The organism is Rhodoferax sp. (assembly GCF_037143375.1).
Classification (GTDB): domain Bacteria; phylum Pseudomonadota; class Gammaproteobacteria; order Burkholderiales; family Burkholderiaceae_C; genus Rhodoferax.
Genome location: NZ_JBAWYV010000110.1, coordinates 1 through 10,930 on the forward strand (window position 1 = coordinate 1; position 10,930 = coordinate 10,930).

General features: G+C 57.5%; 13 protein-coding genes and 1 tRNA gene. 8 read left to right on the plus strand and 6 right to left on the minus strand.

Annotation, left to right across the window (positions count from 1 at the left end; all coding sequences use genetic code 11):
• Positions 1 to 81: 81 nt before the first annotated feature.
• A tRNA-Arg gene (locus WCG50_RS14155) sits at positions 82 to 158 on the plus strand.
• Between the two features lie 172 nt (positions 159 to 330).
• Here WCG50_RS14155 and WCG50_RS14160 read toward each other — a convergent pair.
• The gene (locus WCG50_RS14160) at positions 331 to 1,653 is read right to left on the minus strand and encodes a UDP-glucose/GDP-mannose dehydrogenase family protein (RefSeq protein ID WP_336900250.1); all 1,323 of its coding nucleotides are present in this window, start codon (positions 1,651 to 1,653) and stop codon (positions 331 to 333) included.
• 247 nt (positions 1,654 to 1,900) lie between these two features.
• Positions 1,901 to 2,839 (minus strand): 23S rRNA (adenine(2030)-N(6))-methyltransferase RlmJ, encoded by a 939-nt coding sequence (rlmJ, locus tag WCG50_RS14165; RefSeq protein WP_336900251.1) that lies wholly within the window; start codon positions 2,837 to 2,839, stop codon positions 1,901 to 1,903.
• A 163-nt stretch (positions 2,840 to 3,002) separates the two neighbouring features.
• Between rlmJ and rplM the strand changes: the two genes are divergently transcribed.
• From rplM to erpA, 5 genes are all read left to right on the plus strand, one after another.
• Positions 3,003 to 3,476: a 50S ribosomal protein L13 gene (rplM, locus tag WCG50_RS14170; RefSeq protein WP_336900252.1), complete on the plus strand. Its 474-nt coding sequence runs from the start codon at positions 3,003 to 3,005 to the stop codon at positions 3,474 to 3,476.
• On the plus strand, positions 3,473 to 3,865 hold the full coding sequence (gene rpsI, locus WCG50_RS14175) for a 30S ribosomal protein S9 (RefSeq protein WP_114971756.1): 393 nt from the start codon (positions 3,473 to 3,475) through the stop codon (positions 3,863 to 3,865). Before rplM ends, rpsI begins: the two co-directional genes overlap by 4 nt.
• 100 nt (positions 3,866 to 3,965) lie before the next feature.
• A complete protein-coding gene (locus tag WCG50_RS14180; RefSeq protein ID WP_336900253.1) occupies positions 3,966 to 4,391 on the plus strand; it encodes a hypothetical protein in 426 nt (141 codons plus the stop codon).
• 26 nt (positions 4,392 to 4,417) lie between these two features.
• Positions 4,418 to 4,813 (plus strand): polymer-forming cytoskeletal protein, encoded by a 396-nt coding sequence (locus tag WCG50_RS14185; RefSeq protein WP_336900261.1) that lies wholly within the window; start codon positions 4,418 to 4,420, stop codon positions 4,811 to 4,813.
• Positions 4,814 to 4,870: 57 nt separating this feature from the next.
• Complete coding sequence (erpA, locus tag WCG50_RS14190; protein ID WP_336900254.1) at positions 4,871 to 5,233, plus strand: iron-sulfur cluster insertion protein ErpA; 363 nt, start codon at positions 4,871 to 4,873, stop codon at positions 5,231 to 5,233.
• A gap of 18 nt (positions 5,234 to 5,251) precedes the next feature.
• On the opposite strand, the gene WCG50_RS14195 is transcribed toward erpA, so the two are convergent.
• Together WCG50_RS14195 and WCG50_RS14200 are read right to left on the minus strand one after the other, a co-directional pair.
• Positions 5,252 to 6,367, minus strand: a complete 1,116-nt coding sequence (locus WCG50_RS14195) for an anhydro-N-acetylmuramic acid kinase (protein ID WP_336900255.1) — start codon at positions 6,365 to 6,367, stop codon at positions 5,252 to 5,254.
• Positions 6,368 to 6,373: 6 nt separating this feature from the next.
• Positions 6,374 to 7,690 carry a M23 family metallopeptidase gene (locus WCG50_RS14200; protein ID WP_336900256.1) on the minus strand — a complete coding sequence of 439 codons (1,317 nt, stop codon included), beginning with the start codon at positions 7,688 to 7,690 and terminating at the stop codon, positions 6,374 to 6,376.
• A 177-nt stretch (positions 7,691 to 7,867) separates the two neighbouring features.
• On the opposite strand from WCG50_RS14200, the gene tyrS reads away from it, so the two are divergent.
• Together tyrS and dtd are read left to right on the plus strand one after the other, a co-directional pair.
• Complete coding sequence (gene tyrS / locus WCG50_RS14205) at positions 7,868 to 9,112, plus strand: tyrosine--tRNA ligase (protein WP_336900257.1); 1,245 nt, start codon at positions 7,868 to 7,870, stop codon at positions 9,110 to 9,112.
• Positions 9,113 to 9,119: 7 nt separating this feature from the next.
• Positions 9,120 to 9,587, plus strand: coding sequence for a D-aminoacyl-tRNA deacylase (gene dtd, locus WCG50_RS14210; RefSeq protein WP_336900258.1), 468 nt, complete (start codon positions 9,120 to 9,122; stop codon positions 9,585 to 9,587).
• A gap of 58 nt (positions 9,588 to 9,645) precedes the next feature.
• On the opposite strand, the gene ybeY is transcribed toward dtd, so the two are convergent.
• Together ybeY and WCG50_RS14220 are read right to left on the minus strand one after the other, a co-directional pair.
• A complete protein-coding gene (gene ybeY, locus WCG50_RS14215) occupies positions 9,646 to 10,101 on the minus strand; it encodes an rRNA maturation RNase YbeY (protein WP_336900259.1) in 456 nt (151 codons plus the stop codon).
• A gap of 68 nt (positions 10,102 to 10,169) precedes the next feature.
• On the minus strand, positions 10,170 to 10,930 hold a 761-nt coding region (locus WCG50_RS14220; protein ID WP_336900260.1), incomplete at its 5' end, for a PhoH family protein.

Consider the following 10,930-nt stretch of genomic DNA (forward strand, 5'->3'; position numbering starts at 1 on the left):
GCTTCGCTTCTCATAATCCTTTGGTCCACAGTTCAAGTCTGTGACGGCCCACCAAATTTTAGTGATAGAATACGAAGCTTAGCGGCTGTAGCTCAGTTGGATAGAGTACTTGGCTACGAACCAAGGGGTCGTGGGTTCAATTCCTGCCAGCCGCACCAAACGGATAGCCCTAGAACAGAAATGTTCTAGGGCTTTTTCGTTTCTGCTCGATTCTCCTACCTATGAAATTCAGTTTATTTTTTCATCCGTGCAGCGGTTTGAAGGAGCAATTGAAATCTACCCATTCAATTGCCCCACCCTAGCGCGAAACACGGCTAAAAAAATTGCAGCTTATCGCCCAATCGCCAAATACTCAAACCCCATGCCCCGGACCAGTTTGGGTTCGTAGAGGTTGCGGCCGTCAAAGATCACTGGGGATTTAAGGGCGGCTTTGATGGTGGGGAAATCAGGGCTCTTGAACTCTTTCCACTCGGTCACGATCACCAGCGCATCGGCTCCCTGCAGCGCAGCGGTCTGGTTGTCGGCGTAGGTGAGGCGCGGCTCGTTGGGGTAGCAGCGCTGAGCCTCGTGCATGGCGACCGGGTCGTAGGCGGTGAGGGTGGCACCGGCAGCCAGCAAATCATGGATCACCGCATGGCTGGTGGCCTCGCGGATGTCGTCGGTGTTGGCTTTAAAGGCCAGTCCCCAGAGCGCAAAGTGCTTGCCCGTCAAATCCTTGCCAAAGCGCGCCTTGATCTTGCTGCCCAGCACATGCTTTTGCGCGTTGTTGGCCGCTTCAACGGCGGACAGCACCCGCATCTCCATGCCCGCATCGGTGGCGGCGGTCTTGATCAGCGCCTTTACATCCTTGGGAAAGCACGAGCCACCGTAACCCGCCCCGGCGTACAAAAAGTCGTAACCAATGCGCGGGTCGCTGCCAATGCCCTTGCGCACCTGCTCAATGTCGGCGCCCAGCTTCTCGGCCAGATTGGCCAACTCATTCATGAAGCTGATGCGCGTGGCCAGCATTGCATTGGCGGCGTACTTGGTGAGTTCGGCGCTGCGCACATCCATCACGATCAGGCGGTCGTGGTGGCGCTGAAACGGCGCGTACAGCGCCCGCATATTGAGTGTTGCCTGCTCATCGTCGCTGCCAATCACAATGCGCCCAGGGCGCATGAAGTCGTCAATGGCGGCGCCTTCCTTCAAAAACTCAGGGTTGGAGACCACGCTAAATGGCGTGTCGACCCCGCGTAACGCCAGTTCTTCCGCGATGGCTGCCTTCACGGCGTCGGCCGTGCCCACTGGCACCGTGCTCTTGTCCACCACCACCTTGTAGTCGGTCATGTACTTGCCAATGTTGCGGGCGGCCGCGATGACATATTGCATGTCGGCTGAGCCATCTTCATCCGGCGGCGTGCCCACGGCGATGAACATGATGGTGCCAAAGTGCGCTGCCTTTTCCAAGTCGGTGGTGAAGTGCAGACGCCCGGCGGTCACGTTGCGGCGCACCATGTCTTGCAAGCCCGGCTCAAAAATTGGAAGGCCACCGTCTTCAAGTAGCTTGATCTTGACCGGGTCCATGTCCAGGCAAAGCACATCGTTGCCCACCTCGGCCAGGCAAGCGGCCGAGACCAAGCCCACATAGCCGGTGCCAATGACGGTAATTTTCATGAAAAAACTCCACAGGAAAAAACTAACTTATGAATGAAATTAGTCTCTAGCCCCCGTGTTACATGCCTGAGTAGCTCTTAATTCAGTAGCAGGAAAAAAATCGGGCGCCAGAGCGACTCTGCCGCTGCAAGCGACATTCAGAGAAGTCTAGGGATGAGATGTGACAGTTCTGAGGCCACAAATTCAGCGCTAAGTTTTTAACGCCCTGGCGGTGCGCCTATGTGGTCGCACCACAACTTGAATTGGGTCAGCCGCCAGACTCAAGAGTGAAAGCTGCGTGCTGGTCTTGGCCCAGAATTTCGACCAGTTGCGGCAAGGCAAGCTGCAGGGCTGCCTTTAATGTATGCGGCGGGTTGATGATGAACATGCCGCTGGCGGGAAGGCCAGGGCGCACGACTTCACCGGCATCATCAGACGTTAGTTTGCTGGATTTGATGGTCAAGGTGGCGTTGAGCCATTTCTTGCCTGATTTGGTGGCCAGGGTCTTGAGCTTGCGAGGCACGTCGTGTGCCTCGGGGCGCGGAATCAGTGGGTACCAGACGGCATAAGTGCCAGTGGCAAATCGCACCAGCGAGTCGGCCATCGTAGCGACCACGCGGGCGTAGTCGTTTTTGATCTCGAAACTGGGGTCGCTGAACACCAGGGCACGTCGTGCTGGTGGTGGCAAGAATTTTTTGATGCCTTCAAAACCATCCTCGCGCAACACGGCGACCTGGCGTCCCGCTTCGAGTTGAGCAATATTGGCTGTCAGCGTTTTGATGTCGGTCGGGTGGATCTCAAACAGCTTGAGTTTGTCTCGCTCGCCCAGCAGGCGCTGGATGATGAAAGGCGAGCCGGGGTAAACCTTGTGGCTGTCTTTGTTGTTGAAGCTGGCGACCAGGTCGATGTAGTCTTTAAGAACTGGGGCCAGTCCTTCCGCGATTGATTTTGCGGCGGCCGAAGTCTTCTTGGTGGGGGCGGGTGGGCTTTTGAGGTAGGCCAGCAGCTTTAAAAAACCATTGGCAGCTTCACCACTGGTTTCGGCATATTCGCCGTCGAGCCGGTACAAACCGGCTCCGGCATGGGTGTCAAACACCGTGAGAGCAGTGTCTTTTTGCAGCAAATGCCGAAGCATGGCAATTAGCACAGTGTGTTTGAGAACGTCGGCATGGTTGCCGGCATGGAAGGCGTGGCGATAACTAAACATTTACGGATTTTAACCGGCCGGCGATGAATTTTGTATAATGGAAGGCTTCGCAGCGCTTTTGTGGCTCCGCGGCGAAGCTTGATCCCCACCTAAGAGATTCCCATCAGAGGAACGCCGACCGTGGAAAAGAGCCCGCCAAACCCTCCTTTAAAAGAGTAATCTCATGACCAAAACTTTCAGCGCCAAATCCGCTGACGTGGTGCACGAGTGGTTTGTGATTGACGCGACCGACAAGGTCCTCGGACGAGTAGCCAGCGAAGTTGCTCTCCGTTTACGCGGCAAACACAAGGCCATTTACACGCCTCACGTCGATACCGGTGATTTCATCATTGTTATCAATACAGCTCAACTGCGTGTGACTGGCGCCAAGCCAATCGACAAAGTGTATTACAGCCACTCCGGCTACCCAGGTGGCATTTCTGCCATCAACTTCCGTGACATGCAAGCCAAGTTCCCCGGCCGCGCTTTGGAAAAAGCCGTCAAGGGTATGTTGCCTAAAGGCCCTCTGGGCTATGCCATGATCAAGAAGCTCAAGGTTTATGGTGGTGCTGAGCATCCTCATACAGCTCAACAGCCCAAAGTGTTGGATATTGCTGGCATTTCTGCTGATGCAATCAAACGGGAGTCCGCCAAATGATCGGTGAATGGAACAATGGAACCGGCCGTCGCAAATCCAGCGTCGCCCGTGTTTTCCTGAAAAAAGGCTCCGGCCAAATCGTGGTTAACGGTAAAGACATTTCCAAATTTTTTGGACGTGGCACTTCCATCATGATTTGCAAGCAACCCCTGCTGTTGACCAACCACGCTGAAACGTTTGACATCATGGTCAACGTCGCTGGCGGCGGTGAGTCCGGCCAGGCTGGTGCTGTGCGCCACGGCATTACCCGCGCCCTGATTGACTACGATGCAACGCTCAAGTCCGAGCTGAGCAAAGCAGGTTTCGTGACGCGTGATGCACGTGAAGTCGAACGTAAGAAAGTCGGCTTCCACGGTGCGCGTCGCCGTAAACAGTTCAGCAAGCGTTAATTCCCAAAGAATTCTCGCCAACAAATTGTTGGAAAAATCAGCCGCCAGGATGCAAATTCAGGCGGCTTTTTTTCGTTCCTGCTGCTAGACTTTGCCTCCCATGCGACTTCGCCTTCTACTTCGCCGACTGACGGTCAGTGCCCCGCGCATGGCGGTGCGCAGCGCCTTGCCCTGGCCATTTCGCTGGGCGGTGGCGGCCATCGTTCTGGGGTTTTGTGCTGCCATGGCGCTGTGGGCCTTTGAGTTCGGCAAGGACATTGCGGGTTTGGACAAAGGCACCAAGGAGCAGTTGAAGTACGCCCGCGTGCAGTTGAGTGACCTGAGTGCCGAAGTGTTGGCCCTGAAAGATGAGCGCAACAAAGCGCAGTCGGTGGCCAATACGGTGGGCACCTTGATGACGACAGAAGCCGAGGAGCATCAAAAAATGACCCTGCAGCTTAAGCAACTACAGGCTGAAAACCAGGGTTTGCGCGGCGACCTTGCCGTGTTTGAAAAAATGGTTTTGAGTTGCAAACGCAAATTGTGAATTTCAACGCATACAAAGGTGCCAACGTGTTCAATAAAAAAAAGCAACCGCCCATCAAGAGCCTGATTGCCGAGGGCAGTGAGATTGAAGGAAATTTCAAGTTTGCCGAAGGCTTGCGCATCGATGGCGCCGTGTTCGGAAATCTCATGGCCAAGATCGATCAGCCGAGTATTTTGGTGATTTCGGAGTCGGCCACGGTGACGGGTGAAATCCATGCGGACCACATCATCATCAATGGCACCGTCATTGGGCCGGTGTACGCCCGTGTGATGCTGGAACTGCAACCTAAGGCCCGTATTACGGGCGATGTCCATTACACCGCGCTGGAGATGCATCAGGGCGCCCTGATTGCCGGGCAGTTGCGGCCCCTCGTGGGTGCCGAGGAAAAGCCCACACTGAAACTAGCGGCAAATAACGCCTAGCTGAATGCCTGAGCGAATTGCTGTACTATTCTTAAATTCAATTTAACGGAGCAACTTATGAGTGCCGTCGCAGAAATCATCCAGACCGAAATGCCCGCCCCGATTCTCTTTACCGACAGTGCCGCCGCCAAGGTAGCCGACCTGATCGCTGAAGAGGGTAACCCTGACCTGAAATTGCGCGTGTTCGTGCAAGGTGGCGGTTGCTCAGGCTTCCAGTATGGTTTTACGTTTGATGAAATCACCAATGACGATGACACCATCATGTCCAAAAATGGCGTGTCGTTGCTGATTGACGCCATGAGCTACCAGTACCTGGTGGGCGCTGAAATTGATTACAAGGAAGACTTGCAGGGCGCGCAGTTTGTGATCAAGAACCCGAATGCGACCACCACCTGCGGTTGCGGATCCAGCTTCTCTTAAGCGGCAACGCCCGGCCCATCAGGCCGGGGTGACTGATCCCAAGATACGGGCGCCTCTGGCGCCCGTTACTGTTTCCAGGCTCGATGTTTGACGCAAAGTGGTTTTGCGGGCCAACCAGGCAAAGGCGGCCGCTTCAACTTGTAGCGGTGGCATGCCGTGTTCTTGGGAGGCACAGACGCAAACCCCTGGCAACAGCGCCTGCAGCCGTCGCATCAGGTGGCCATTGAAGGCGCCGCCACCACAGACAATCAGAGTTTTACTCTCAAATCCGTAGCGCAATAAGCAGGTAGCACAAGCGCTAGCGGTCAATTCGGTCAATGTGGCTTGCACATCAACCGGGGCCACGAAGTTGAATCGTACAAGTTTGCGTGCCAGCCAGACCGGGTTGAACAGGTCGCGTCCGGTACTTTTGGGGGCAGGCAGGATGAAATAAGGCTCGTCCAACAAGGCTGTCAACAAGTCATCATGCACGCGCCCTGCAGCAGCCCAGGCGCCATCGGCATCAAAGGGCTGGCCGGTGTGCTGTTTGCACCAGGCGTCCATCAGGGCGTTGCCGGGGCCGCAATCAAAGCCCAGCACGTCATAGGTCAGCAGCGGACCAATGACGGTGAGGTTGGAGATGCCGCCAATGTTGAGGGTCGCCACGGTTTCGCCCCGCTGCCCAAAGACGGATTGGTGAAAGGCGGGTACCAGCGGCGCGCCTTGCCCACCAGCCGCGACATCGCGGCTGCGGAAATCGGCGACGACATCAATGCCGGTCAACTCGGTCAACAGCGCCGGGTTGTTGAGCTGCAGGGTATAGCCGGTGCCGTCAAAGGCTTGCGGTTGGTGCCGCACGGTTTGGCCATGGGCGCCAATGGCGGAGATCTGCTCACGCGCAATGCCTGTTTTTTCGAGTAATTGGTTAACCACATGGGCGTAGACCCGAACCAAAGCATTGGCCGCCAGAGCGGCGCGGTGCAGTTCGTTGGGGCCGGGGCTGTTGAGTGCCAGCAACTCGTCGGTCAGGGCTAGAGACAGAGGCGCGTTACAGTGCGCCAGCACGTCCAGTTGGGTGTCTGAAATCTCGGCGATGACGCCGTCCACCCCGTCCAGCGAGGTGCCGGACATGAGCCCGATGAAGAGCTCAGGCATTCGCTATCACTGGGCGCTGGTTTGCTGCAAGGAAGCTGCAGCAGAGAGTTCAAGCCGGGAGGAAGCCGCGAACTTGGCAAACAAGGGCTTGGCTGCAGCGGTGACCGTGACGGCTTCACTTTGGCGCGCCACCGTGATCGGGTCAGTCGGCTTGCCATTGATGCGGAATTCAAAATGCAGATGCGGGCCGGTGGCCCAACCAGTTGATCCTACAGCGCCGATGTTCTGGCTCTGGGTGATGGACTGGCCTTTGCGCACGTTGATGCGGCTCAGGTGACCATAAACGGTGAGGCGGTTGTTGCCGTGGTTGACGAAAACCACGTTGCCAAAACCGTTTTGCACGCCGGCAAACTCCACCACGCCGTCACCAATGCTGCGCACCGGGGTGCCGGTAGGGGCTGCGTAATCAATGCCAAGGTGGGCTTTCCAGGCTTGCAAGATAGGGTGAAAGCGCATTTTGAAGCCGCTGGTGACCCGGGAAAACTCCATGGGCGAGGCCAGGAAGGAGCGGCGCAGGCTTTGGCCGTCCAGCGTGAAATAGCCGCCCTTGCTGTTGGCAACGGGTTCCTGGAACCACATGGCCTGGAAGGTCTTGCCGGCATTGACAAACTCGGCGCTCAGGACGCGACCGGCACGCAGGGGTTCGCCGTCGCCTTCAAGAGCTTCGTACACCACTGAAAAACGGTCGCCCTTGCGCAGCGCCCGGTGGAAGTCGATGTTGCTGGAAAAGATTTCGGCCAGTTGCGTGGCTACCGTGTCAGGAATTCGGGCGTCGTCGGTGGCGGCAAAGAGCGAGGTCTGGATCGTTCCGCTGGCGATGCGTGAGGTGGCGGTCAGTGGGGCGGTTTCAAGCCGTGAACTAAAGCCTTGCGGGGTTTTGGAAATTACGACGCGATTGAAGTTGCCATCGGTGTCGGCACTCCAGCGGGCACTCAGGCTGAGCAATGAGTTGGTGTCGCTGGCTTCGGTGGTGACGTTGCGCCCGCTGCGTCCGAGCAAGAGCCGGGCTTTGGGGTCGGTGCGCATGAATGCTGCCGCTTCGGCGTCGTTAACGCCCAGACGTTTAAGCAAGCTGTCGGCGGTGTCGCTGGAGCGGGTAATTTCTGAGCGAAACAGCTTGAATGACGCAGCGTTCAGCTCAGACGCCACAGGCAAGGGCAGGGCTTGAACGGTTTCAAACACTTCGTGCACGGGCAAAAGTGAGGCATCAGGGGCCAAATTGGCCACGGCAAAAGCACCACCACCACCGCCTAAAAGGAGGGCGGCAACCAGGGCTGTGATTCTTTTGGGGTACTGCTGGAGAGTTTGGCTGGAGAACGTCAACAGAGCGTTTCCAGCGTGCGTAAGGCGATTAATCAAGGGAGGCGTTCCAGGTAAGGGTTGGCGTGTGCGCAACCGAACAGACAAAGAAGAGGCTCATGCAGGAGGATTTAAAATCAGGCGCTTGAGCGATCGACGATTATAACTTTGCTCAACTCCACCGCATCAACAGAAACCCTTATGAATCAAGCGTTAGCTCCCAAATTTACTGTAACCGATCGTGTCCGCGAGGCGCTGGCCGTGTCTTTGCGCGGCTGTGAAGAACTGATTCCGCAGGAAGACTGGCTTAAAAAACTGGCGCGCTCTGAGGCCACAGGCATACCGCTTCGCATCAAGCTGGGCTTGGACCCGACAGCGCCCGACATTCACATTGGCCACACGGTGGTGCTCAACAAGATGCGCCAGTTGCAGGACTTGGGGCACACGGTCATCTTTTTGATTGGCGATTTCACCACCCTGATTGGCGACCCATCGGGACGCAACACGACGCGTCCACCGCTGACGCGCGAGCAAATTGAGATCAACGCCCAGACTTATTACAAGCAGGCGTCGATGGTGCTTGACCCCTCCAAAACCGAGATTCGTTACAACAGCGAGTGGGGCGACACGCTGGGTTCGCGCGGCATGATCGAGTTGGCGGCCAAGTACACCGTGGCCCGCATGATGGAACGCAACGATTTTCATGACCGTTTCAAGTCCGGCACACCGATCAGCGTGCATGAATTTTTGTATCCGCTGATGCAGGGTTACGACTCGGTGGCGCTCAAGAGCGACCTGGAACTGGGCGGCACCGACCAGAAGTTCAACCTGCTGGTGGGGCGCCATTTGCAGGCCGAATACGGGCAGGAACCCCAGTGCATTTTGACCATGCCGCTGCTCGAAGGGCTGGACGGCATCGAGAAAATGTCCAAGAGCAAAAACAACTACATCGGTATCAGCGAGGACGCCAACACCATGTTTGCCAAGGTGTTGAGCATTTCGGACGTGTTGATGTGGCGCTGGTACACCTTGCTGAGCTTCAAGAGCGAGGCCGACATCGCCGCCCTCAAAGCTGAAGTGGCGGCCGGGCGCAACCCGAAAGAGGCCAAGGTGGCGCTGGCCAAAGAGATCACGGCCCGCTTTCACTCGGTGGCGGCGGCCGATGCCGCCGAGCAGGATTTCATCAACCGTTCGCGCGGCGGCGTGCCCGATGAGATTGATGAAGTGTCGTTGCCGCTGGGCGACGGTGGCGCGCCCTTGGGCATTGGCGCTTTGCTGAAAATGGCTGGGCTGGCCGCCTCAAGCGGCGAGGGCAATCGCCTGATAGACGGCGGTGGCGTGCGCATCGACTCCAGCGTGGTCAGCGACAAAGGGCTGAAGCTGTTTGCCGGCACCTACGTGGTGCAGGTCGGCAAGCGCAAGTTCGCCAAAGTGACCATCGGCTGAACGCCGCATGATTTCGGTGGTGCAGCGCGTCAGCGAGGCGCGGGTGGTGATTGACGGCCAGGTCGCCGGTGAGATTGGCGCCGGCCTGCTGGTGTTGCTGTGCGCCGAGCGCGGCGACACCGAGGTGCAGGGCGACAAACTGCTGGCCAAGCTGTTGAAGCTGCGTATCTTCAGCGATGACGCCGGCAAGATGAACCACAGCGTGCAGGACCTGGACGGCCGCGGCACTGTGGGCGGTTTGCTGGTGATCAGCCAGTTCACCTTGGCGGCTGATGCCTCAGGTGGTAACCGGCCCAGCTTCACAGCGGCTGCCAAACCCGATGAAGGTCGGCGCTTGTACGACTACTTTGTGGCGCAAGCCCGGCTGGCACACCCGCTGGTGCAAACCGGGCAGTTTGGCGCGGATATGAAGGTGCACCTGGTTAACGACGGCCCGGTGACGATTCCGCTGCGAATAGCGCCCGTACTGCAATAGCTATAAAATAAATAGCTGCTCGCGCAAGCAGCGCGGGGGCTAGAGGCCTATTTGGCTATTAATATGGATTCTCAAATCCGAGTCGGGCCAAGATCTCGACCTCGCGCAATTCCATCACCTGAGCATCTTCCTCACTGGTTTCATGGTCCCAGCCTTGGGCGTGTAGCGCGCCGTGCACCAGCAAATGGGCGTAGTGTTCTTGCAGCGTTTTGCCTTGCTCTTTGGCTTCCTTCTCCACCACCGGCGCGCACAGCACCAGATCGGCGGTGACTACCGGCTCCATCGTGTAGTCAAACGTCAGCACGTTGGTGGCATCCTCTTTCTTGCGGTAGTCGCGGTTCAGTGCTTGGCCTTCGGCCTCATCCACAATGCGCACCGTGATTTCAGCATCGCTTTGCAGCGCGTGGCGAATCCAGCGGATCACCTTGTGGCGGGGCAGTGCGGCGCGGTGAATGGCTGCATCCTCGATCTTGCCGAATTGCAGGGACAGTGAGAGTTCGTTCAACATTAACATGGTCAAATAGGCTTCTAGCCCCCGTATTTATTGCGTAAGTAGCTACTATTTAAATAGCGTTATGGTTTTTAAGCCGGTTTCTTGGGGGTTGTGCGCGGGCGCGCCACCACGGCTGAAATTTCGGGGTCGGCATCGTCGCGACGGTGCGGGTTGATGCGCCCCGGCGCGTCGTAAGCGTCCACAATGCGGGCCACCAGCGGATGCCGCACGACATCCGCGCTGGTGAAGCGGCAAATGGCAATGCCGTCGATGCGCTTGAGCACGCGCTCGGCGTCGATCAGACCGCTGAGCTGGGTTTTGGGCAGGTCGATCTGGCTCACATCGCCCGTCACCACCGCTTTGGAGCCAAAGCCGATCCGGGTCAAAAACATCTTCATCTGCTCGGGCGTGGTGTTTTGCGCCTCGTCCAGAATCACAAACGCGTTGTTCAGCGTGCGCCCGCGCATGAAGGCCAGCGGTGCAATCTCGATGGTCTGACGCTCCAGCGCTTTTTGCACTTGCTCGTAGCCCATCAGTTCGTACAGCGCGTCGTACAGCGGGCGCAGATACGGGTCAATCTTTTGCGCCAGATCGCCGGGTAAATAGCCCAGTCTCTCGCCCGCTTCCACGGCCGGGCGGGTCAGCATGATGCGTTGCACGGTGCTGCGCTGCAGGGCATCGACGGCCATCGCCACCGCCAGGTAAGTTTTACCGGTGCCAGCCGGGCCAATGCCAAAGGTAATGTCGTTGGCGGTGATGCTGTCCAGGTAGGCGGCCTGGTTCATGGTGCGGGGTTTGAGGTCGCTGCGCTTGGTTTTGAGGCCCGGGCTGTCGGCGTCCACCATGTCGG